The following is a 23,117-nucleotide window of genomic DNA, read 5'->3' on the forward strand; positions in this document are numbered from 1 at the left end:
TGAATTAGAATTAGACTTAACATCTACTCTTTTATCCCTTTTTTAGATGTTCAATAAAAAAATAACACACTTTAATAATTAGAAATTTCTAATCTATTTAAAGTATAGCCATAGCAAATAATTTTTAGGTATTATTTGTTATTTTGATTAATAGCGTAAAAAGCCAACTCTCTCGAGTTGGCTTTTTTATTAAATATATTAAATCTAAATATGTTGCTTAAAAAAACCAAAGAAGATAGCCTCTCTGGTTTAATTAATTTTATAAAATATCTCAATCCGTTTTAAGAACTGTTTGTTTTATATTTAGTCTAAAACTGGAATACGTAATACTTGTCCTGGATAAATTTTATCTGGGTGCTCTAACATTGGCTCATTAGCTTCAAAAATCACAGGATACTTCATAGCATTACCATAAAATTTCTTAGCAATCTTACCTAAAGTATCTCCACTAACAACTGTATGAAACTGTGCTTCTGGCTCTACGTGCTCTACAGTCATTTTATCATCTACAGTAGCAATACCATTACTATTACCAACTACTAATATCGCTTTTTCACGAGTAGCTTGATCATAAGCTAATCCAGATATAGTTGCAGCATCATCATCAATATGAACACTTAGCCCTTCTACCTTTAAATCTAAATCTCTAATTGTTTCTTCTAATTTTCTTGCAGCAGCCTCTTCTACTTTTATTTCTGCAGCTACAGCTTCAGCAGCTTCTTCAGCATCAGTTTTTCCTATACCAAATACTTTAGCTCCTGCGTTTTTAATGAATGAAAATAATCCCATAATTTGTTTTGTTTTTAATTGTTATTGGTTAATTCTACTATTGTAAAGTTGGACAAAATCTAAATCAATCACAACTTACGTATATTAATATAATTATAAAACTCGATATAAAGTTAAAAAAACTGCTTAATGTGTGTTTTTTTAAGCAGTTTATCTTCTTATTTTTCTAGTTATTACAATTGCTTTCGTGTATTCTCTCTACTGTTTTCCTTTTTTACACTATGCTGCTTACGTTTCTTTTGTGCTGAAGTTTTAGACTTATTTAACGTCGTTCCTTCTTTTAAATATTCTATATAACCTCTGCCAGTAAACTCGTAAACAGTTCCAGATCCTATGTGATATAATTCAATTCTTTGATCGTTAATAACGCTAAGCTCAAAAATCTCGTTACTAAAATAATCATAATCTAACACTAAAGACTTTAAGTACAGATTACCATTTATGTTACCTACGTTATAATCTCCTGTAAAATCCCAATATAAATTGTTTGGATTAGTACCATATTGATCTTGAGAGCTTCTAAAAGCATCATCATTACCACCTGATAAAAACTGTAAGAAATTTTCATTATCAAACTCATTTAATGCACCATATTGGCTTGTATATGTTTTTTCCCAAGCTTCGTACTCTTGCATAAAATATTGAATGTTATCATAAAAAACGTAATTATAATCAAAGTTAGAACGTTGGTAACCATTTAAAAAATAAGATGTATCGTTAAACGGGTTGTATAATTCTATTGTATTGTAATCTACCTGATACACATCAAAACTATCGTAACCATCTATATCATGATCGACATCTAAAATCATATTATAGGCGTTGTAATAACCAATTGGAACACCATAACCGTTTCCTTGGCTACCAATACCAACTAAATTGTTGTTTGCGTATAACGTTCCATTTCTAAAAGAGATTGTAAACGCAATTTGTAAAAATGGAGACTGACCATAACCTATAGTTTCATTAACATCCACATACCACAACTCGTAAGAATTTAATAATTGATTTACAGATATTGCAGGAGCTGTATTATTTATATAATCGTCTTCTACAAGAACTTCTGTGTAACAAGAGCTTAATAAAGTTGCCATTAAGGCAAATACCGAAAGTAGTTTTAATGTCTTCATAATCGTTTCGTTTTATGGATTGATACTAGACTAATTTCAAAAGCTGTGCCAAAAATTTATCTCTATAGTTCTCAGTGTTTTACTAACAACTTATAATTGCGTAAATTTGTTTTATAATCGTACTGTTTATTTATGAGTCAACAATTAAAATACGCTGTTTTTGGATCTGGAAGTTGGGCAACTGCAATTGTAAAAATGCTTTGCGAAAACTTAGACGAAGTAGGTTGGTATATGCGTAGCGTTTATACTAAAGAACACTTATTAAAAGAACAACACAATCCTGCATATTTAAGTTCCGTAGAGTTTCATTTAGAACAATTGAAACTAAGCAACGATATTAACGAAATGGCTAACTATGCCGATGTACTTATTTTTGTAGTACCATCTGCCTTTATCTATTCAGAATTACAAAAGCTTACCGTAGACATTACCAACAAAACAGTGGTCTCTGCAGTAAAAGGTATTATACCAGAAACCGGAAAATTACTAGGCGAACATTTTCATGATAATTACAATATCCCTTTCGAAAATATTGGCGTTATCGCAGGACCATGCCATGCCGAAGAGGTTGCCTTAGAGCGTTTATCGTACCTAACAATATCATGTGCCGACCAAGACAAAGCACAAGCGATTGCAGATATGTTATCGAGCGATTACATAAAAACAAAAATTAGTGACGACGTAATTGGTACAGAATACGCCGTAATGCTTAAAAACATTTATGCTATTGCAGCAGGTATTGCACACGGCTTAGGCTATGGAGATAATTTCCAAAGTGTTTTAATGAGTAATGCCATTCGCGAAATGAAGCGTTTTATCAAAAAAATGCACAAAATGAAACGTAACATCAATAACTCGGCTTATTTAGGCGATTTATTAGTTACCGGATATTCTACTTTTTCTAGAAACCGCATGTTTGGAAACATGATTGGCAAAGGCTACACCGTAAAATCTGCACAAATGGAAATGAGCATGGTAGCCGAAGGTTATTACGCCACAAAAAGTGCACATTTATTAAATCAAAAAAACAAAAAGAAAACACGTTTACCAATAGTAGATGCTGTTTACGATGTGTTATACGAAGGTAAGGATGCTAAAAAAGTATTTAAAAAATTAACCGATAAATTAGATTAAATAGATCCCTTTGAAAAAAGGGATTTTTTTATTTTTGGCGTTACCACAAGGGTCGGGCTTTACACTATATCTTTTTTATCGTACCTCAAAAAAAGGATGCCGTTTCAATCCCTAACGCGAGCGAAACTGTAACAAACATGTTATATCGTTATCCTTATTAAAAGCTATTATTTAACGCTTACATAAGAAACGTAATTATCATGAAATTTAAAGCAATCCTATTATTACTTATTGTAATCACTTTTAGTTGTAAATCTAAAACAGAAAAAAAAGTTGATGCTTTTAAAGAAATCACAAAGCTTGTAGATATTTATGCCAACCAAACCTTAGAGAAAAACAATATTAACTCCTTAGCGTTTGCTATTTATAAAGACGGAAAAATCTATAAAAATTATTACGGTGAAATCGATAAAGGCGCCAACAATACTCCAGACGATAATACTTTATACGAAATAGCATCTATAACCAAAGTATTTGCAGGATCTTTAGCTGCTAAAGCTGTTTTAGAAAACAAGATTACTCTTAACGACGATATTAGAAAATACTTAAAAGGAAACTATTCTAATTTAGAATTTGAAGGCACACCAATAACCATTAAAAATCTACTTACACACACTATTGGTTTAAAAAATAAAACACCAAAAAGACTTAAAGAAGTAACAGATAGTGTAAACAACGGTTATTTTGAAAACAAATCATTTACCTACACTATTAACCATTTACTAGAAGAACTTAAAACCGTAACAGTAAATAAAAAGCCAGGAACCACTTATGCATACAACTCTGTTGGACCAGAACTAGTCGCTTATATTTTAGAACAAGTTTACCAGCAACCTTATTATCTTTTACTGCAAGATTTTCTAGATGAATTAAACATGAAAAACACCTATTTATTAGGTTCAAATTTTGATGATAGCCGAGTAGCAAATAGCTATAATAATGGCAAATTAGCTCCTTTGGATAAAAATCCATTACTTGGTGGAGCTGCTGGAATGATTACAACACTTCCAGATTTAATTACATTTATGAAGTTTCAATTAGAAAGTGATAATCCTATAATTAAAGAGTCTGTAAAAACTCTTTTTGAAGACGATGACGATAATCTTGTTGGTTACCTATGGGAAGGCCTAGGTATTGGAGAAGAAGAAGGTTTTTATTACTCAAAAACCGGAACATCAAGTGGTGTACAAAGCGGACTTTTATTATGTCCTGACAGTGATTACGGATTAATCTTAATTATGAATAGCAATTCTGATGTAGCATTAAATAATTGGCAGAGTTTATTTTACGGTACAGAAAACGAACTGATAAAATATCCTAAATTAAACAGTGTTGCCTTTCTAGAAAAAACATTATTGCATAATACCGATAATGGTATTAAAAAAATAAGACAACAAATTAAAGACACCACAAATTATTACACAAATAATGACAATATAAATGCCATAGCATACCAACTTCTTAACACTAAAAAAACTGAAGATGCTCTAAAACTATTCAATCTACAATTAGAATTGTTTCCAAATCATTTTAATTCTTACGATAGTTTAGGCGAATTTTATTTTACTACTGAAGATTACACTAAAGCGTTATTTAACTATAAGAAATCTTTAGAATATAATACGGAAAATGAAAACGCTAAAATATTTATTCAAAAAATAGAAGCGTTAACAGGCAAGTAAAGTTATTACAAACCAATTAACACTTCTAAATGTATAAACCATAATTGTTTTACTTACTCAACTACTTTTAATGGCTTAGACTGTACCACATCTACCTTTAAAATTTTAGCAAATCTATCGTTTGGGTTATCTAAAATATACCAAGTGTGCTGTGTTGTAGCTTCTAATTTTTTTCCATCTTTAGATTGTCCTTTCCAATCGAACTCTACCTTCATTTCAAACTCATTTTCCATAATTTGTTTCACTTCAAAATGCTTAGGATAATGCTCGCTATTAGATAACTGTGTTGGTGTACCGTTTAACCATGTCTCTAATTCTTTAATAGAAGTAATTTTACTTTGTGTAGAAAAATTCAACACAAAATCATCTGCTAAAACCTCCTTAAAAGGTGAAACATCTCCATCTAGATTTTCCATAGATGCAATCCAGTAATACATTAAAGACTTTACTCTATTAGTTACATAAGCATCTTCAAAGTTATCATTAGTTTCTCCTGTCGGCGTTATTTCAATAGACGAAAACTTAGGTAAATAATCCTCACCATTAATCAGTTTCGTGTTGTAATGTATCGTGTAACTTTTCTTTTCACCATCTGGTCTTATATTTTGATACCTAATATCTGCTTCTAATTTTAATCCATCTTCTATAGTTGTAACATTTACATGCTCTACATGGTGTGCATTTTGCCAACCTTTATAAGCCGTCAATCTTTCAGGATAATTCGCTTTTCCTTTCATTTCACCTGCAGCAGATTTCATGTAAATAGCATCGTCTAAAATATCTAATTGATTGTTTATACGTTTCTCATTCATCTCTCTTTCATATAACTGATACCATCTATGCAATTGTACTTTAGCTAAATGTTGTTCTCTAGTTGTTGGTGCTGTTGCTTTCATTTGTTTACTTTTATTTTGAATAAAACTGTTAATACTTGTTGCTACAACTTCTGGCACTTCTAATTGTGGCGAATGTGAAGCATTTTCTATAATTTCGATTTCAGATAATGGTATATCTCTATTGTAACGCTCTGCAACATTAAACTTTACAACAGCATCGTGTTTTCCCCAAAGAATTAAAGTTGGTGCTTTTATTTGATTTATGTTATTTTTTAAATCAAAATATTGACCGTTTTTTATTTGAGGAATAATATTATTATTTAAAAAATCGCGACTCTCATTAATTTGAGAGATGTACATTTTTTTAATAGGACCAGGTAAATCTGGCACTTTATAAAATACGCGAGACAAAACAGCGTTTAAATCGGTTTCATCTTTTAAAACACTACCAAATCCAGAATACACAACATGATCATCTAACGTTAAACCTGGCGCATTTAAAAGCACTAACGCATTTACTTTTTCGCGATGTGCAATAGCATAAGCAGCAGCCACATGTCCTCCCATAGAGTTTCCTGCTAGACTAAAATTTTCGACTTTTAAATTGGTTAAAAACTGATTTAAAAAATCAACTTGACCTTTAATACTTAAATCTGAAGTGTTATCTTTTTCATTCTCTCCCGAAGCTAAAAGATCTGGAATAATTAAATAATAATCGTTAGTTAAAAATGCAGCCGATTGCACAAAGCTATTTTTATCATCACCAAGTCCATGAAGCAATACTAATGTGTCTTTTGCAGTAGTATTATTGTTTGTATAATAATGAGTATTATAACTATTAACAGTTATTATTTCATCTGTTAATTTCGCTGCACTTGCATTTTGAGAGTAGGTGAAATCTACAATTTTTTGAGGAAAAAAGAAATATATTATCCCTATTCCAACTATAAGAAGTGCTAGAATACTACCAATTATTTTTAATATTTTTTTCATAATAGTCTTATTAATTATTATGATACAAATATCTAAAGGATAGCTATGTTATCCGTTGCCAAATGACAACTAATACTATTTATTAGCTATTTGATTACGAATTCTACTTAACGAAAATTTTGTTATTCCTAGAAATGAAGCAATATGAGTTTGAGGTACTCTATTTATAATGGATGGATTTTGTTCTAACAAACTTAAATAAGAAGCTTTAGCATCTTGGTTTATTAGCCGGCGCTGAAAATTAGTTTTTTCCAACAACGTCTTTGAGGTAATTTTTGAAATAATACTATTCCAGTTTTCAATTTGCTCTGCAAACAACTCCCAACCTTTTCTATCTATAATTAATACAAGACAATCGGTCTCTGCGGCAATAGTTCCAGAACTAAACGTGTATTCGTTAAAGCTAGTAATATTGGTTACAAATTGGTTTTCGGACATAAAATACGATGTAATCTCGTTACCTTGACCATCGTAAAAAAAATATCGAAATACACCTTCGATAATAAAACCAACTTGATTAGCTATTTTTCCAGTATGCAAAAACACGTCTCCAGCTTTGTACGCTTTAAACTCGACATTGTCTATTAGACACAGCTTATCTTTACTTGTTAAAGCTCCAAAGGTTTCTAGATATTCTATTAACTTATTGTTGTCCATACTTTTATTAATTAGGTTTTACAATCTAATGTAAAAGTATCTAAATAATCTACTTTACCAAAACACCACGTGCTTCCATTAAAGGAAGAGCCTGTAAAGCCTGCAGATTAATCGTGTTTTTTCTAAAAGTATATGTTTTATCGAACATTTTATTATCCTGAAAAAAAGTAACCTTAAATTGATTGTTAAGCGCAAATAAGTCTTCCTGCATCAATTCTATTTTAGCGTAACTTTTTTTAGGAAGCAAATCTACTTTCTTTCTAAAAATAGAAGTCATTTTCTTTTCAGAATAACCACTAGTTACTATTAACACCATTTCTAAATCAACATCTTTATCGTTAATTATATAAGCGTTCCAATCTTGCGTTTTGTAAATGTCGTTGTACTCGTTTACAATTGCAACGTAAACGCCTTCAACTTTTGGAATGTCAATGTCTTTTTTCATATTGCAAAAATACTAAACTATTCAAAATAAGAATTAGAATAGTTGCTTGTAATTATTCCTTTTAGATTATAAATTACTAAATGGTTAAAAAGTTCTTCTTCTGGGTATGTTTCTAATAAATTATTCTTCTTAAAAATCAATTTATCAATTCTTAAAAAATAAATATTAACTATTAATTCTATATTAACTTCTTCTTTTATATTCCCAGATTCTTGAGCTTGTTTAAGTAAATTGTAAACAATATTATTACTTAATTCTTCAATAAAATCATTAAAAACAGCACTAGCTTTTGGGTAATATTTTTCTAATCCAAAAAGAAAAGAGGGCTTAAAGTATTTTAAATACTCAAACCCTCTCTGGTAAATTAATATAACACACAAAATAGGATTTTTACCATTGCTATTAACAATCCCATTTATATCCTTTTTATACTCCTTCAATAAATTTTCAACACTAGCCGCAACTAGATCTTCTTTGTTATTAAAAAACGTATAAATTGTTTTTTTAGATATACCAAGCGTATTTGCTATCTCGTCTAAAGTAACATGTTTGCTACCAAATTGCGTAAATTTTGAAATAGAACATTTTAATAACTCTGCTTTAGTAATCATTTTAATTTATTTTATCTCCATCCACCACCAAGTGCTTCATATAAATCTACAATAGATACTAGTTGTTGTAATTTACTATCGATTATATTAAGCTCTGCACTTAATGCGCTTTGTCTTGCTGTTAATAAGTCTAAGTAGTTAGCATAACCATTTTTAAGTAAAATATCCGAATTGCTTTCTGCTTGACGTAAAGCCTCAACTTCATTCTTTCTAAATTCGAATTTTTTAGTTTCAGATTCATAAGAAAATAAAGCATTGGACACTTCGGTTCCAGCTATTAATAATGTCTTTTTAAACTGAAGTAAAGACTGCTCTTGTTGTGCAATAGCTACTTCTTTTTGCGTTTTTAAAGCACGTTTGTTAAATAATGGCTGCGTTAAACCGCCGACTATATTTGCAAATAAAGAGTTTGCATTAAACAATTTGTCTATTTCCAAACTCTGTAAACCTCCCGAAGCAGTTAATTTTAAAGATGGATATAAGTTACTTTTAGCAACGTTAGTTAACTCAAACGATTGAATTAAGTTATACTCTGCCGCCATAACATCTGGTCTATTACTAAGTAATGTTGCCGCTACTCCAAGTTTAAGTTCCTCTTCTATTTTTTGAATATCTAAACTACTTCTTTCAAAATTTTGAGCAGATTTACCTAACAAAATACTAAGTGTATTTTCAGTTTTAAAAATAGCAGTTTCAATATCTACCTCTAATGCTTTTGCACTATTAAATTGTGCCACATTCTGATCTACAGCAACCTGTGTTACTTGTCCAGCATCTTTTAAAGCCTTAATAGTTTCTACACTACTTTCTCTAGTTGCAATGGTTTGCTTTGTTATTTCTAATTGCGCATCTAAAGCCAATAAACTGTAATATGTATTAGCAATACTTGAAATTAGTTGCGTTTTCACCGCTTGATGTCCGGCTACACTTTGCAAATAAGCTGCTTGAGTTGCTCTTTTATTACTACGAATTTTTCCCCAAATATCTGCTTCCCAAGATAGGTTTGCTGTTACATCAAACTGATCTGTAGAAGTGTCTGTTAAAAACGCTCCAAACTGAGTGTTTTTAGACAGTTCTTGGTGTGTCCAATTTGTACCAACACTTACAGATGGTAAATAACCTGCTTTGCCTTGTTTAGCATAAGCTTCGGCAGCTACCATTTGTTGTATTGCAATGCGAACATCCATGTTATTTTGCAGACCTTCCTCTATATATTGTTGAAGATATTGGTCTGAAAATAAGGTTTTCCAAGATACATCCGCAATAGATACGCTGTCTGTTGGCAGGTTATCTGTTCTGTATAGTGCTTCAGTTTCTATATCTAATTCTGGTCTTGCATAATCTTGCGCCACAAAACAACTTTGTAACGTAAGTGCAACAACTAAAATTAGTGCTCCTTTACTAAAATTTCTATGTTTTATAATTGATTTCATCGTTTTATTCTTCTATAGTTTGTACTGCTGGTTTACTAGACATTTTTTCTTGTAACCACTGAAATAATATAAATAAGATTGGAATAACGAAAACTCCTAAAATGGTTCCTATAAGCAATCCTCCCACTGCACCTGTACCAATAGATCTATTTCCTTCCGATCCTACACCTTTTGCTAACACTAATGGCATTAAACCTAGAATAAAGGCAAACGAAGTCATTAAGATTGGACGTAAACGAGATTTTGCTCCATCTATAGCAGCCTCAACAATACTTTCTCCTTTTCGTCGTTTCTGCAGTGCTATTTCCACAATAAGTATGGCATTTTTGGCTAATAAACCAATAAGCATAATTAAAGAAATTTGGAAGTAAATGTTATTTTCTAGTCCTAAAAACTTAGTACTTATATAAGCTCCAAATACTCCAAATGGTAATGATAAGATTACTGCAAATGGTAATAAGTAACTTTCATACTGCGCACTTAATAAGAAGTATACAAACAGAATACTTAAACCGAAAATAAAGGCTGTTTGGTTTCCTGCACTTACTTCCTCTCTTGTTAAACCAGAATAAGCAACCGTATAATTATTAGGTAATTTTGCAACTTCCTCTTCAATAACTCTAATAGCATCACCTGTACTAAACCCATCGTTTGTAGCACCAGTTATAGAAGTAGAATTAAATAAGTTAAAACGTGTTACCGATTGTGGACCATATACACGCTCTAATTTTACGAACTGTGTAATTGGAGTCATCTCACCAGAATCTGTACGAACGTACATACTATTTAAATCGTCTACATCTGCTCTATCGTCTGGTAAAGCCTGGATATACACTCTAAACTGCTTCCCAAATCTAGAGAAATCTGAAGCGTAAATTCCACCAATATAACCTTGTAAAGTTGAGAATATACTATTAATAGGCACTCCTTTTTCCTTTGCTAATGGTACATTAACTTCCATTTCGTATTGTGGATAGTTTGTACTAAAAGACGATTGTGCATATTTTACTTCTGGATGCGACATTAAAGCCATTGCGAAATCTTTATTCGCTTGATCTAAGTCTTTAAACTCACCACCAAACTTATCTAATAAATTAACCTCGAAACCAGCTGAGTTACCAAAACCACGAATACTTGGTGGTGAAAAGAAGATAATATTTGCTTCTTTTATACCTGCAGCAACTCCAAATAATTTACCAGTAATGGATTGCACAGAAGTTGCAACATCTTCACGATCTGCCCAATCTGCAAGTTTTATAATACCAAAACCATAATTACTACCAGTACCATTAATTAAACTTCTACCTTTAATAAAGTTTACTGCAACAATACCATCGATATCTTTTATTTTGCCATATAAATCTCTAGAAACAGCATCTGTTCTATCTAAAGATGACCCTTCTGGTAATGCAATGTTTGCAAAAATAATTCCTCTATCTTCATTTGGTACAAATCCTGTAGGTGTTGTAGAAGATGCCCAGTAAATTCCAGCAAAAGCTAAAATTAATAATAAAGGAGAGATCCATTTTACTTTGTATAAAAACTGAAGTGATTTCCCATAACGCTCTATTGTTGCATTAAATCCGCGATTAAAAAGTTTATAAAAACGTTTTAATGGACTCTTACCTTTCAACTCTTCGTCATCTTTATGAGGCTTTAATAATAGCGCACATAATGCTGGACTTAAAGTTAATGCATTTACTGCCGAAATTAAAATAGCAATAATTAAAGTGACACCAAATTGCTCGTAAAATACACCTGTAGGTCCTGTTACAAACGTTACCGGAATAAATACTGCTGCCATTACTAAAGTAATAGATATAATAGCGCCAGATATTTCATTCATGGCAGTAAGTGTCGCCTTTTTAGGATCTTTTTCACCTTCATCTAATTTAGCGTGTACAGCTTCTACAACCACAATAGCATCATCCACCACAATACCAATGGCGAGGACTAACGCGAATAGCGTCAACAAGTTAATTGAGTATCCAAAAACATTCAAGAAAAAGAACGTACCAATAATAGAAACTGGAACCGCAATTGCCGGAATTAATGTAGATCTAAAATCTTGTAAGAAGAGAAATACCACTAAGAATACTAATAAGAAAGCTTCGAATAAAGTACTTATTACCTTTTCTATAGAAGCATTTAAAAACAAACTCGTATCGTAAGGCACAAAAACATCTAATCCTTCTGGAAGGTCTTTTTTAACCGACTCTAAAGTCACTTTAATGTTTTCAATAATTTCTCTTGCATTAGATCCTTTAGTTTGGAAAATACCCATAAAAACCGCTGGGTTACCCATACTCATGGCATTAGCAGCATAAGACTGTGCATCTAATTCTATAGTTGCTACATCGTTTAGACGTAGAAACTCTCCATTTCCTAAAGCTTTAATAACAATATCTGCATATTGCTGTTCGTGTTTAAAACGACCACTATATGTTAATGTATATGAAAATGCTTCACCATTATTCTGGCCTAAAGAACCTGCAGCTGCTTCCAAGTTTTGTTCTGCTAAAGCTGCTGTAATATCTGAAGGTATTAAACCATAGGTTGCTAATTTTTCTGGTTTCAACCAAATACGCATCGCATAATCCTGTTGAGAGAATAAACTAACATCTCCAACACCACTAATACGTTGCATTGCAGGTACTACGTTTATTTTTAAGTAATTCTGAATAAATGTAGCATCGTAGCTCTCATTTTCAGAATACATAGAAATAAACATTAAAGCACTTGTTTCTTGCTTTTGTGTTATTACTCCTGTTTGAAGCACCTCTTGAGGTAATAAAGCATTTGCTCTTGACACACGATTTTGAACGTTAACCGCAGCAATATCTGCATCTACATCTTGATCAAAATAAACTGTGATTTCTGCTGTACCTGTATTAGATGCTGTAGAAGTGATATAACTCATCCCTTCAACACCATTAATTTGTTCCTCTATAGGAATAATTACACTCTCTAAAACAGTTTCTGCATTGGCTCCAGCATAAGATGCCGTTACCTTAATTGTTGGAGGCGCAATATCTGGATACTCTTCTATGGGTAGACTTGATATACTAATAAAACCAAGTACAACTATGATAATAGAAATTACCGTTGAAAGAACGGGTCTCTCAATAAATGTTTTTAACATGACTACTATTTTTGTTAGTTACTAGTTTTTAAATAATACAGCTACAGGCTTAATCGCTTCATCAAAAGGTGTGTCTTTTGGAGCAATAGCCATTCCTGATCTTAATTTCCCTACTCCAGATACAATAAGCTTATCGCCTACCTTAAGTCCAGATTCTACAACATATAAGTTACCTACAGTACCTTGTACCTTTATGATACTAGATTTCACCTTATTATCTTTATCAACAGTAAAAACCATAATGTCTTTTTGTTGTTCGAATGTTGCTGATTGTGGTACAACAATAGCATCTTTATACTCTATTGGAAATCTAATTTTACCACTATTACCATTGGTTAAAATTTCATTTGGATTATTAAAAGCCGCTCTAATTTTTATAGTACCGGTCTTATCATTAATTTGACCTGTACTGGTTTGAATACGTCCAGTTTCAGAATACACTTTTCCATTCGCTAAGACTAAACTTAAGTCTGGCGAATTTTTAATACGCTCTGCTTTATTTTGTCCTTCAGATCTTTGTAAAAGATCGATATATTGCGCTTCGTTAAAACTAAAAAAAGCATAGACTTCGCTAATATCACTAACAGTAGTTAATGGGTTGCTATCGTTAGGGCTAATTAAAGCACCTTCTCTAAAATTAATAGCACCAACATAACCATCTACAGGACTTTTAATAGTAGCATAACCAATATTAGCAGAAACACCACTTAAAGTAGCTCTTGCTTGTGCTAGATTAGCTTTCGCTGTTTCTAGTTGCACACCACTAATAATATTTTTTTCTACTAAAGGAATCAATTTATCTACCTCAACCTGTGCTACATTAACTTGTGCTCTTGCGGCTCCGGCATCTTGACTTAAAGACTGTGTTTCTAATTTAAATAAAGCTTGTCCTTTACGTACTTTTTGACCTTCGTCTACTAATACGTTTTGAATATATCCAGAAACTTTAGCTCTTACATCACTATTTACTACACCTTCTATATTTGTTGGGTATTCTTGGTATCCTGTTACCGTTTTTGTTTGCATGCTTACTACTGGAAACGATGCTGGAGGAGCTGTTGCTGGTGCAGCTATTTGTTTTTCGCTGTTACCACAACTTAAAACGACTAAGAATATGCTTAGTGATAATAATGTATATAATTTATTGCTTTTCATTTTTAATTGTATTTAAAGGTCGAATTTATTGTCTATTATTTTTGTTCTTAATTCTTCAATTGAAGAGGATGCTCCATCTATATATTTGATATAATCTTCATGAAAAACTAGATCAAACTTATCTTCTTCATTCTCGATTTTATTATTATTAATGGCTTCTTTATAATCTTTAATTTCTTCATGTATTTTACGCTCTTCTTTCCAGTGATCCACCATTTTATCAATATGCTGAATAATGATATCTTTTTTAATTACAAAATATTTTTTACGATCTCCCGTCTTTGTGAAATACTGAATTTTATTTAAGTCCTGTAAATGATTTAAATGCGTTGAAATAGTACTTTTACTTGCACAAAGAATACTTACCATATCTTCGAAAGTTGCTCCTTTTTTACCTGTAAGTATTATATAAGATAATATACGAGCAGCAACAGGAGCTAATTGCTCTCTGTTTTCCAAATGCACGCCTAGTTTTTCGACCAAGCCCATTTTTTCTTTACAAACGTCATCTTTCATTTTAAAAAATTTATCCCTGCTTTTAGAATAAGATATTCCTAACACAGTAAATTCTTGGCAAAAATATTAAAGGTTCGGAACAAACCGAACCAAGCGAAGTTAAAAGATTGTTAAATAAAAAAAGCCCGAAGGCTTTCTTTAAATTATAACATAAGACAGACTATACTTCTGATTCTTTACTAGAACCTATACGAAGTATAACATAGCCAATAATTGCTGAAATAAAAGACCCAATAAGTATCCCTATTTTAGCTGAATCAATAAATTCTGGTGTGGAAGCAAATGCTAGACTACCTATAAATATAGCCATTGTAAAACCAATACCTGCTAAAAAGCCAACACCTATAATTTGTTTGAAACTAATATCACTAGGTACTTCTATCCATTTTAATTTTTGAGCAATAAATACTATAAAGGTAATTCCAATACCTTTTCCTAAAACTAAACACACGATGATGTTAACTACTAAAGCTATGTCTAGATTTTCGGAACCTGAAATTAACACACCTGCATTTGCAAGTGCAAAAATAGGAATGATAAAATAGGCAACCCAACCATGTAAATTATGCTCTAAGTGTTGTAAAGGTGATTGAAATTTAGCTGACCAATCGTTTAAATCATCTACATGCTCGATTTGTTCATGCGAAAGAATGGGCTTTTTAAGAACACTTGCATCTTTAATATTACTGTATACGTTTTCTAGTTCTGACAAGAACTTAGAGGTGTCAATTTTTTGTCTAATAGGCACAGAAAAAGCTAATAATATACCTGCTATAGTTGGATGAATACCTGACTTTAAAAATAAAAACCAAATAACAATTCCAAATATGAACATTATAAACTTTGAATAAACACCTTTATAAGACAAGAAATATAAAACGGCAAGCATGGCTAATGCAATTATTAACAATGTAATATTAATACTTCCGCTGTAGAAAATAGCGATTACTAAAACGGCTCCTATATCATCTACAATAGCAAATGCAGTTAGAAATATTTTAAGACTTAAAGGCACTCGTTTACCAAGCACATTTAAAATAGCTAAAGAAAAGGCAATATCTGTTGCCATTGGGATTCCCCAACCTTGTGCAGTATCAGGATTTTGATTTAAAACTAAAAAGAAAATTACAGGTACTAACATACCTCCTAAAGCACCAACCAATGGAAAGGCAATTTTTTTTGGTGTATTCAATTCGCCAATTAGCAACTCCCTTTTTATCTCCAACCCAATAAGAAAGAAGAATATGGCCATTAAACCATCGTTAATCCATAAAATTAAAGGTTTCTTAAACTCAAAAGTTTCTGTTACAATCCCTAAATCATACTGCCAAAGTTCTCTATAACTATCTCCATAAGGAGAATTTGCCCAAACCAAAGCTAGAATGGTAGCTAACATAAGTAGAATACCACTAAAACTTTCAATTTTTACAAATTTTTGGAATGGTGTAAGAAAAACTCTTTTAAGCATATAAATGGTGTTTTTTTCAAAATTAGGTTAATCTCAAATATAGGGATTCACACAGAAAATAGAAGAACCGCATATTGACTTTAAAGAATATTTAACATTGAAAAACAACTAATTACGATTTTTTACAACTTAAATAACATCAAGTGTATTACTTGTTATTTACAGGAGAATCCGCCTAAATATTTAAACTATTTCAAGAAAAAAATAATTAACAAAAAAAAAAGCCGACTGTTGTTTACAGTCGGCTTTTAAAATATATTTTATTCTAGTTTATAGTGCACTTTTAAATTGCTCTAAAAATCTAACATCGTTTTCGCTTAATAATCTAATATCTCCTATTTGATGTAATAACATGGCAATACGATCTATACCAACACCAAAGGCGAAACCTGAATATTCGTTAGCATCGATTCCACAATTTGTTAACACATTTGGATCTACCATACCACAACCTCCAATTTCTAACCAACCTGTTCCTTTGGTAATTTTATAATCGGTTTCAGTCTCTAATCCCCAATACACATCTATCTCGGCACTTGGCTCTGTAAATGGAAAGTATGATGGACGTAACCTTATTTTAGATTTCCCAAAAAGCTCTGTTGTAAAGTATTGTAATGTTTGTTTTAAATCTGCAAAACTTACATCCTTATCTATATATAAACCTTCTAATTGGTGAAAAAAACAGTGTGAACGCGCAGATATTGCTTCGTTTCTATATACTCTTCCTGGAGAAATGGTTCTAATAGGCGGTTGATTGTTTTCCATATAACGTACTTGCACAGAACTTGTGTGCGTACGCAAAAGGATATCTGGATCTGTTTGAATAAAAAACGTATCCTGCATATCTCTTGCCGGATGGTATTCTGGCAGGTTTAATGCTGTAAAGTTATGCCAATCGTCTTCTATTTCTGGACCTTCACTTACATTAAATCCAATACGAGAAAAGATATCTATAATATCGTTTTTTACAATAGAAATAGGATGTCTTGCTCCAAGAGACACTGGTTCTCCCGGACGCGATAAATCTCCAGATGCACTTACGTCTTCGGTTGCTCCTTCTAACTCTTCTTTTAAAGCGTTAACTTTATCTTGAGCAGTATTTTTTAATTGGTTAATTACTTGACCAAATTCTTTTTTATGCTCGTTTGCAACATTTTTAAACTCTGCAAAATAATCGTTAAGTAACCCTTTTTTACCTAAATACTTTATTCTAAAAGTTTCTACCTCTTCTTTGGATTGGGCTTTAAAACTTTCTGCTTCTGCAATGAGTTCTTTTATCTTATCTATCATGATATCGTTTAAATAGGTGGCAAATTTAATTAAAAATATCGTGATTTCCGGAAGGAAACAACGAAGTAATCTTTAAAAGAGAAAGAGATTGCTATAACAAATAGAAAAGGTTTGTTTTACAATGGCTTAATCTAGTCGTTGATTGCGTTAAGGATTGAACGGTTTGTTTGAGCTCCTCGCAGAGAGCGAGTAGTGAAAGCCTGACCCTTGTGGTAACGCCCAAATAATTAAATATATTCTGTTTCTAGAAAGTAATTTACAATGGCTTCTTTCATTAAAACGCTTTGCTCACCAGCTTTTAAGGTAGGCAATTCTTCTTTTATATGGTAATGTGGCCAGCCGTCTTCGTCTACGAAATCTAACTCGTAATAACCATAAGGAACTAGTAATTTACATATGGCAATGTGCATTAAGTCTAGCTTATGGTCTTTTTTAAACTTACGATCTAACTGCCCTAGTTCTTGGATACCAATTAGGTAAATTATAGCATCTAAATCTAGTTGATCTCCATCTGCAAATTGAATGGATAGCTTGCTTACTACCAATTCCCAACGTTCTTTTAATTCTATATCTCTAGACATAATTTTTTTCCATTTTAATGGAAATCTCATTTTAGTTAAACTAATAGTTAGCAAAGTTAATTTATATTTGTCTAAAATCTATTATTATGGCTGTTATTGATATTGTTTTAGGCGCTTTGCTTCTTTTTGGGCTTGTTCGTGGTTTTATGAAAGGTCTTTTTGTTGAAGTTGCTTCTTTGGTGGCTTTAGTTGCCGGAGTTTATGGTGCTATCCATTTTAGTTATTATGTGGCAGATTTTTTGCAAAGTAGAACAGAATGGGCAGAAAAAACGATAAACATTACTGCTTTTGCAATTACGTTTGTTATTATAATTTTAATTATTTCTCTAGCAGGAAAGGCATTTACTAAGCTTGCCGATTTTGCCTCTCTTGGTATTTTAAATAAACTACTTGGTGGTGTTTTTGGCGCTCTTAAAATAGGATTAATTTTAAGTGTATTACTTATTATTTTTAATAAAATGAATAACACAATTACCTTTGTAGACGAAGAACATATTAAAGATTCTATACTCTATAAGCCAGTAAAATCTATTGCACCAATAATCTTCCCAAATATTATAAAATCTGACACTGAAGAGGAGGAGGAGGAGGAAACTCCAGAAACAGAGGCTTAATTTTAATTTAAAATTAGCGTGTAGTTTATATCGTCTAGATCTATATAGTTATCGAAAACATGATTTTTACTGTAGAACAGTGCTTTTAACTCTTCTATTTCCTGCCTGTTAAACATTAAAACAAGATTGGGCTGTAAAGATGGTATTGGTATTTTACGTTTTACTTTTGAGTCCGCGTATTTTATTTCCCAGTAGTTAATTTCGATATTTAAGAGGTAGTTTTTAAATTTCTCATACTCCTCTTCATTAAACTCAAAACATATATTATTAAACTCTAAATGGTAAATATTACAGTTTTTACATATTGATAATTCGCCACTACTAACTTTTGATATTGTCTTTACATTATGGCACATAAATTTGTGTTTTAGATTAGTAACAATCTGTTTTAATTTGATTTCTTTCTATAAATTCACTTAACGGAAGGTTTAAGTGTTCTGTTGTAATTGTATTTAAAACCGTGAACACATCGTTTTGCATGGCTAACGATCCGCAAATCATAATCACACCTTTGTTTTTTAAAGCTTCTGCAATAAATAAAGCATCTTGCTTTAAGACGTCTTGCACGTAAGCTTTAGGTTCTTCTCTTGAAAATGCTAGTTTTAATTTATTGAGCTTTTTACTATTACAATTTTCATTAAGAGCATCGCGATATAAGTTAAACGAAGCGTTTTCCCTTAAACCATAATAAAAATGTGTTTCTATATTTTTGGTGTTTTGGTCTATCATTCCTAAAAAAGGAGCGATACCTGTTCCGTTGGCAATTAAGATTACTTTTGAAGCTTTTTTAGGAAAATGAAATGCCTTATTTTTAATAATTCGTGCTTTAAAATGAGCTCCTATTTTTAATGCGTTTAAAAAGCCTGAGCCTAATCCGTTTTCGTGAAGCTTTACGCTTAATTGAATGTTACCATCTACTTTACCAATGGAATACAAACGCTCTCTATAATCGTTTTCTGGGTAGATAGCGAGCAAATCTCCAGAGGTAAACGTATTGGTATTCGGTTTTAATGTAATTAAAAATGTGCTATCCGGATGCTCCTCTGCTATGGTTTTGCTTACCACCGTAAATGTGTTGTTTAACCTTGGTTTTACAGCTAGTTTTTCTTTTGATATTGTAATTTGAAGTTCACGCTTCTTATTAAAAAGTTCTATCCATTCTTGAAACGACTCTACAGATTTATCGTTGATTGTAAAAACAGGTAATTCTTGCTTAAACTGAAGCTTCATTTCGGCATCCACATCAAAGGCAAATTTGCAAAAATCCGGATAAGCCAACGATCCAAAACCTACAACCGAATAACTTATTTTCTGCTCTTGTTTTATAGACTTTAAACGCTCTAAAAACGCACTTGCATTTGTTGGTGCTTCGCCTTCACCATAAGTAGAAGTCATTATTATAAAATGTTCTGCTTTACTAAATGTGTTGTAATTATTAAGTTCTGCGATGTAAACCGTTTCTCCTGCTTTTATTAATTGCTGTTGTAATTGGTTAGCAAAAGGCATAGTATTCCCGTTTTCTGAACCCACTAAAATCACATACTTACAAGTATCTTTTTTATACTTATTTTTTAATTTAGATTTTCTTCGTTTTAGCGTCATTGCAAAACCAGAATAGATAAAAAATAAAATATTTGCAGTTGCGATTGCTAAAATAACTGACCATAAAATACTACCTTTTCCTGTGTGTAAATTGAGACTTAAAGCAGAAAAAACAATTACTAATGGTGTTTTAATTTCGCTTAAAATGGTTCCATTAAATTGATTGACTACTATTTCTCTGTCTTTAAGTGAAATGGTAAAATAGTCTTCGACATCATTAGAAAAAGGAAACTCAATACTTTTTACTTCGGAAAGCTTTGTGTTTTTAAAAACAGGAAACTCTTTAATATCGATTTTTGGTATTTCCGATAAGGTTTCAAAATCTATTTGATGTGAGCTTGTGTTTTTTGGAAGGACATCGAATTTTTCTAACGATAAATAAACACCTGTAATAGTAATAATGATTATTGGAATTAAAGACAAACGCCCTAAAACCACATGCCAATATTGATTAAAATTCTCGTTAACTATTTTAGAGAAAAACTTTTTAAAACCACCTTGCCTTTTTAGTATTAAAACGGTTCCTGAAACTGCAATTAAAAATAATAAGAACGAACATAAACCGACAAAAAAACGACCAATACTCTTTAAAAATAGCGATCTATGAAAATTAGTAACCCAATTAAAAAACTTAGACACTTCTATTTTATCTCCTAAAAACTGTCCTGTTCTTGGGTTTATATAACCGTTTACACTTTCGCCATCGTTAGTAATAACTGAGGCTAAAACAAACTGATTTGCATCAATTTGAAGATCTAAAACTTCGGGATATTCTGTTTTTAAATTCGAAAGTGTTTCGGCAAGCGTTATGCTTTCAAAATCTGATACTTTATACGGTTCCATTTGTTCTGAAATTGGCTGAAAAGCCAAAATGATTCCAGTTATAGAAGCTAATAAAATAAAGACAAAAGAAGATACAGCTAGTGTAAGATGGCTGTATCTCCAAATTGAAATGGTCATATTTTTTTATTTTGAAACTTCTTGTAGCATACTCGAAGTAACATGATAGAATTAATTAGGCATTAAACGTACATAACGGATAAAACCAGAACCTTCTTTTTTGCTTTTTACACTTTCTGATGTTAATGGAAATTCTACATCCTTTGTGTAATACTCTTGATCTTCTACAGCAGTTTCAAAACGAATACTGTAACCAGCATCTATTTTAGAATCTTCAATATCTATTACACTAATGCTTCTTGCTCCTCCGGCAATTGTAGCTCCTGTAATAGCATCTATATTTGTTCTTTTTTTACCATAGAATTTCCACCATTCTGAAATATCATGATACCACTCTTCATCGTCACCTTGAATGTATAACGTTTTTTCGTATTCGCCTTCTGGATTAATAAGTGAAATAACAACGTAAGCGCTTTCACCAGAATAATTAATCATTTGAATCATGCATTTATACGATGTCGATTCTGTTACTGTTGTAAATGATAGTGTTGAAATTGCTAGAACTCCAAGTACCAAAAGTGTTTTTATTGCTTTCATTAATTACTTTTTATTTTAAAAAATCTAAATCTGTTTTCTGTGCTTTTAAAATTTCGTTTTCAGAAGCTAAATCGTAAGGTGTCTCTCCAAAATCTGTAGTTGCGTCTTTTTTAGCTCCAATAGAAATTAAATATTTTAAGATTTCTGTGTTTTTTGCTTGTAAAGCTGCTAAATGCAAAGCACCGTTTCCTTCTTTGTTTTTAGCATTTACATCTATATTAAACTGCTCAATAAGTTTTAATATATTAATATTATTTTTTGGTAGTGCTAAATGGTATAATGTGTTTCCGTTTTCTTGTGTTTTAGTAATATCTAATCCATTTTTAGCTAAAACATCTAATTTTTGTTTAAAAACATCTTCTTTTTTAGTTGAAAACGACTTCATTAAATAAGCTGTTAAGTTGTTTTTATTAGCATCTAAAACAGAAACATCTGCTTTATTATCAATTAAAAAACCAACAACTTCTGGTGAGTTATTTGCAACAGCTAAAGCTAATGCAGATTCACCTTTTTTATTTACCTGATTTATGTTTTTTAAATCCTTAGATAATAGCTCTACCGTTTGTGTAGTATTTCTTCTAGCAGCATTTATAAAAGGTGTATTTCCGTTATTATCTACTGCATTTACATCTAATCCTTTATTAACGAAATAGCTAATAAGCTCTAAATCTTTACTTCTAGCAGCTAAGATATGTAATGGCGTTTCTCCTTTTATTGAAGCTTCTTTAGGATTTAAATCAACACTTTCTAAGTAATTATAAAAATCCAGAGTATTCGTTTTACCTCTGGTTCCATAGGCTGCAAAAATAAAAGCATTATCTGTACCTTTTACTCCTTTCTCTATTAGCTTATTTAACAACTCTATATTACCTGTTTTGGCAACATAATTAAATATACCATTACCATCTCTATCTACACTATTAATATCCACTCCTTTTGACGTAAAATAGTTAACTAGTGTAAAACCTTTATCGTAAGGTGCAGCAAGTAATAAAGCATTAGCGCCATTAGGTGTTAAATCCTTTTCTACATTAGCACCATTTGCAATACAAAGGTCGTAGACTTTTGTGTTTTGCTGTCCAGAACCTGCAGCGAAATTTAAAATGGTATTTCCTTTATCGTCTGTAATGTCTGTTTTTGCTCCTTTATTTAAAAGGTGCTCCATAAAGGCAATGTTTCCTTTGTAAGCTGCCCAGAAAATATAGGTTCTACCATCGTGCGTTAACTTATTGACCTCGTTTCCTTTTTTAGATTGAATGTGCTTTAAGGTTTCTAATGGTGCATCTTGTAAAATAGCATATACAACCGCATCAAAATTATTACTATTGGCTTCTGCAATATTATTACCTTCTTTTATTTTAGTTTCTACAGTTTTAACTGTTGGGTTTGTATTCCAAAAATCTCTGTCTAAAAACACGTTCTCTTGTGCAAATATTTGAGTAGTTAAAAACAGTACTGCAAGAGTTATTATATTTTTTAAAAATTTCATTTAGATTATTTTTTGTGCTTTAATATTGGATTTCAACTTATCAAAGTTACTAT

20 protein-coding genes are annotated in these 23,117 nt (G+C 31.4%); 3 read left to right on the top strand and 17 right to left on the bottom strand.

Features of this window, described 5'->3' with window-relative positions; all coding sequences use genetic code 11:
- Nucleotides 1–303 precede the first annotated feature (303 nt).
- Together lysM and ASC41_RS07855 are read right to left on the bottom strand one after the other, a co-directional pair.
- On the bottom strand, nucleotides 304–789 hold the full coding sequence (gene lysM, locus ASC41_RS07850; protein WP_055436091.1) for a peptidoglycan-binding protein LysM: 486 nt from the start codon (nucleotides 787–789) through the stop codon (nucleotides 304–306).
- Between the two features lie 173 nt (nucleotides 790–962).
- Nucleotides 963–1,919 carry a hypothetical protein gene (locus tag ASC41_RS07855; protein WP_055436092.1) on the bottom strand — a complete coding sequence of 319 codons (957 nt, stop codon included), beginning with the start codon at nucleotides 1,917–1,919 and terminating at the stop codon, nucleotides 963–965.
- A 132-nt stretch (nucleotides 1,920–2,051) separates the two neighbouring features.
- Between ASC41_RS07855 and ASC41_RS07860 the strand changes: the two genes are divergently transcribed.
- Entirely contained in the window at nucleotides 2,052–3,053 is a 1,002-nt protein-coding gene (locus ASC41_RS07860) for an NAD(P)H-dependent glycerol-3-phosphate dehydrogenase (protein WP_055436093.1), read from the top strand.
- A 200-nt stretch (nucleotides 3,054–3,253) separates the two neighbouring features.
- Entirely contained in the window at nucleotides 3,254–4,735 is a 1,482-nt protein-coding gene (locus ASC41_RS07865) for a serine hydrolase (RefSeq protein WP_055436094.1), read from the top strand.
- 53 nt (nucleotides 4,736–4,788) lie between these two features.
- Here the strand turns inward: ASC41_RS07865 and ASC41_RS07870 are convergent, their stop codons facing one another.
- From ASC41_RS07870 to ASC41_RS07920, 11 genes are all read right to left on the bottom strand, one after another.
- On the bottom strand, nucleotides 4,789–6,564 hold the full coding sequence (locus ASC41_RS07870) for an alpha/beta fold hydrolase (protein ID WP_055436095.1): 1,776 nt from the start codon (nucleotides 6,562–6,564) through the stop codon (nucleotides 4,789–4,791).
- 75 nt (nucleotides 6,565–6,639) lie between these two features.
- On the bottom strand, nucleotides 6,640–7,221 hold the full coding sequence (locus ASC41_RS07875; RefSeq protein WP_055436096.1) for a Crp/Fnr family transcriptional regulator: 582 nt from the start codon (nucleotides 7,219–7,221) through the stop codon (nucleotides 6,640–6,642).
- Between the two features lie 49 nt (nucleotides 7,222–7,270).
- A complete protein-coding gene (locus tag ASC41_RS07880; protein WP_055436097.1) occupies nucleotides 7,271–7,666 on the bottom strand; it encodes a hypothetical protein in 396 nt (131 codons plus the stop codon).
- 17 nt (nucleotides 7,667–7,683) lie between these two features.
- Nucleotides 7,684–8,277, bottom strand: a complete 594-nt coding sequence (locus tag ASC41_RS07885; RefSeq protein WP_055436098.1) for a TetR/AcrR family transcriptional regulator — start codon at nucleotides 8,275–8,277, stop codon at nucleotides 7,684–7,686.
- Between the two features lie 11 nt (nucleotides 8,278–8,288).
- A complete protein-coding gene (locus tag ASC41_RS07890) occupies nucleotides 8,289–9,710 on the bottom strand; it encodes an efflux transporter outer membrane subunit (RefSeq protein WP_055436099.1) in 1,422 nt (473 codons plus the stop codon).
- 4 nt (nucleotides 9,711–9,714) lie between these two features.
- A complete protein-coding gene (locus ASC41_RS07895) occupies nucleotides 9,715–12,852 on the bottom strand; it encodes an efflux RND transporter permease subunit (protein WP_055436100.1) in 3,138 nt (1,045 codons plus the stop codon).
- 21 nt (nucleotides 12,853–12,873) lie between these two features.
- A complete protein-coding gene (locus tag ASC41_RS07900; RefSeq protein ID WP_055436101.1) occupies nucleotides 12,874–14,007 on the bottom strand; it encodes an efflux RND transporter periplasmic adaptor subunit in 1,134 nt (377 codons plus the stop codon).
- 12 nt (nucleotides 14,008–14,019) lie between these two features.
- A complete protein-coding gene (locus ASC41_RS07905) occupies nucleotides 14,020–14,523 on the bottom strand; it encodes a GbsR/MarR family transcriptional regulator (RefSeq protein WP_055436102.1) in 504 nt (167 codons plus the stop codon).
- Nucleotides 14,524–14,683: 160 nt separating this feature from the next.
- A complete protein-coding gene (gene nhaA / locus ASC41_RS07910) occupies nucleotides 14,684–15,991 on the bottom strand; it encodes a Na+/H+ antiporter NhaA (RefSeq protein ID WP_055436103.1) in 1,308 nt (435 codons plus the stop codon).
- 270 nt (nucleotides 15,992–16,261) lie between these two features.
- On the bottom strand, nucleotides 16,262–17,281 hold the full coding sequence (gene pheS, locus ASC41_RS07915) for a phenylalanine--tRNA ligase subunit alpha (RefSeq protein ID WP_055436104.1): 1,020 nt from the start codon (nucleotides 17,279–17,281) through the stop codon (nucleotides 16,262–16,264).
- Between the two features lie 227 nt (nucleotides 17,282–17,508).
- Nucleotides 17,509–17,862 (bottom strand): hypothetical protein, encoded by a 354-nt coding sequence (locus tag ASC41_RS07920; protein ID WP_055436140.1) that lies wholly within the window; start codon nucleotides 17,860–17,862, stop codon nucleotides 17,509–17,511.
- A gap of 86 nt (nucleotides 17,863–17,948) precedes the next feature.
- On the opposite strand from ASC41_RS07920, the gene ASC41_RS07925 reads away from it, so the two are divergent.
- A complete protein-coding gene (locus ASC41_RS07925; RefSeq protein WP_055436105.1) occupies nucleotides 17,949–18,476 on the top strand; it encodes a CvpA family protein in 528 nt (175 codons plus the stop codon).
- A gap of 2 nt (nucleotides 18,477–18,478) precedes the next feature.
- Here the strand turns inward: ASC41_RS07925 and ASC41_RS07930 are convergent, their stop codons facing one another.
- The 4 genes from ASC41_RS07930 to ASC41_RS07945 are packed head-to-tail and all read right to left on the bottom strand — an operon-like array spanning nucleotide 18,479 to nucleotide 23,064.
- On the bottom strand, nucleotides 18,479–18,832 hold the full coding sequence (locus tag ASC41_RS07930) for a DUF6686 family protein (protein WP_055436106.1): 354 nt from the start codon (nucleotides 18,830–18,832) through the stop codon (nucleotides 18,479–18,481).
- A gap of 16 nt (nucleotides 18,833–18,848) precedes the next feature.
- On the bottom strand, nucleotides 18,849–21,038 hold the full coding sequence (locus ASC41_RS07935) for a PepSY domain-containing protein (RefSeq protein WP_055436107.1): 2,190 nt from the start codon (nucleotides 21,036–21,038) through the stop codon (nucleotides 18,849–18,851).
- 51 nt (nucleotides 21,039–21,089) lie between these two features.
- Complete coding sequence (locus ASC41_RS07940) at nucleotides 21,090–21,575, bottom strand: DUF2271 domain-containing protein (protein WP_055436108.1); 486 nt, start codon at nucleotides 21,573–21,575, stop codon at nucleotides 21,090–21,092.
- A gap of 10 nt (nucleotides 21,576–21,585) precedes the next feature.
- Nucleotides 21,586–23,064, bottom strand: coding sequence for an ankyrin repeat domain-containing protein (locus tag ASC41_RS07945; protein ID WP_055436109.1), 1,479 nt, complete (start codon nucleotides 23,062–23,064; stop codon nucleotides 21,586–21,588).
- Nucleotides 23,065–23,117 lie beyond the last annotated feature (53 nt).

Origin of the sequence: Lacinutrix algicola (genome assembly GCF_001418085.1) — a bacterium.
Taxonomy (GTDB): domain Bacteria; phylum Bacteroidota; class Bacteroidia; order Flavobacteriales; family Flavobacteriaceae; genus Lacinutrix; species Lacinutrix algicola.

Bases quoted from the DNA above. Each gene is read 5' to 3' on its own strand.
- ASC41_RS07855 (WP_055436092.1), bottom strand. From the start codon at position 1,919: ATGAAGACATTAAAACTACTTTCGGTATTTGCCTTAATGGCAACTTTA.
- ASC41_RS07945 (WP_055436109.1), bottom strand. From the start codon at position 23,064: ATGAAATTTTTAAAAAATATAATAACTCTTGCAGTACTGTTTTTAACT.
- ASC41_RS07935 (WP_055436107.1), bottom strand. From the start codon at position 21,038: ATGACCATTTCAATTTGGAGATACAGCCATCTTACACTAGCTGTATCT.
- ASC41_RS07865 (WP_055436094.1), top strand. From the start codon at position 3,254: ATGAAATTTAAAGCAATCCTATTATTACTTATTGTAATCACTTTTAGT.
- ASC41_RS07875 (WP_055436096.1), bottom strand. From the start codon at position 7,221: ATGGACAACAATAAGTTAATAGAATATCTAGAAACCTTTGGAGCTTTA.
- ASC41_RS07870 (WP_055436095.1), bottom strand. From the start codon at position 6,564: ATGAAAAAAATATTAAAAATAATTGGTAGTATTCTAGCACTTCTTATA.
- ASC41_RS07890 (WP_055436099.1), bottom strand. From the start codon at position 9,710: ATGAAATCAATTATAAAACATAGAAATTTTAGTAAAGGAGCACTAATT.
- ASC41_RS07880 (WP_055436097.1), bottom strand. From the start codon at position 7,666: ATGAAAAAAGACATTGACATTCCAAAAGTTGAAGGCGTTTACGTTGCA.
- ASC41_RS07860 (WP_055436093.1), top strand. From the start codon at position 2,052: ATGAGTCAACAATTAAAATACGCTGTTTTTGGATCTGGAAGTTGGGCA.
- nhaA (WP_055436103.1), bottom strand. From the start codon at position 15,991: ATGCTTAAAAGAGTTTTTCTTACACCATTCCAAAAATTTGTAAAAATT.
- lysM (WP_055436091.1), bottom strand. From the start codon at position 789: ATGGGATTATTTTCATTCATTAAAAACGCAGGAGCTAAAGTATTTGGT.
- ASC41_RS07925 (WP_055436105.1), top strand. From the start codon at position 17,949: ATGGCTGTTATTGATATTGTTTTAGGCGCTTTGCTTCTTTTTGGGCTT.
- ASC41_RS07920 (WP_055436140.1), bottom strand. From the start codon at position 17,862: ATGTCTAGAGATATAGAATTAAAAGAACGTTGGGAATTGGTAGTAAGC.
- ASC41_RS07885 (WP_055436098.1), bottom strand. From the start codon at position 8,277: ATGATTACTAAAGCAGAGTTATTAAAATGTTCTATTTCAAAATTTACG.
- ASC41_RS07930 (WP_055436106.1), bottom strand. From the start codon at position 18,832: ATGTGCCATAATGTAAAGACAATATCAAAAGTTAGTAGTGGCGAATTA.
- pheS (WP_055436104.1), bottom strand. From the start codon at position 17,281: ATGATAGATAAGATAAAAGAACTCATTGCAGAAGCAGAAAGTTTTAAA.
- ASC41_RS07940 (WP_055436108.1), bottom strand. From the start codon at position 21,575: ATGAAAGCAATAAAAACACTTTTGGTACTTGGAGTTCTAGCAATTTCA.
- ASC41_RS07900 (WP_055436101.1), bottom strand. From the start codon at position 14,007: ATGAAAAGCAATAAATTATATACATTATTATCACTAAGCATATTCTTA.
- ASC41_RS07895 (WP_055436100.1), bottom strand. From the start codon at position 12,852: ATGTTAAAAACATTTATTGAGAGACCCGTTCTTTCAACGGTAATTTCT.
- ASC41_RS07905 (WP_055436102.1), bottom strand. From the start codon at position 14,523: ATGAAAGATGACGTTTGTAAAGAAAAAATGGGCTTGGTCGAAAAACTA.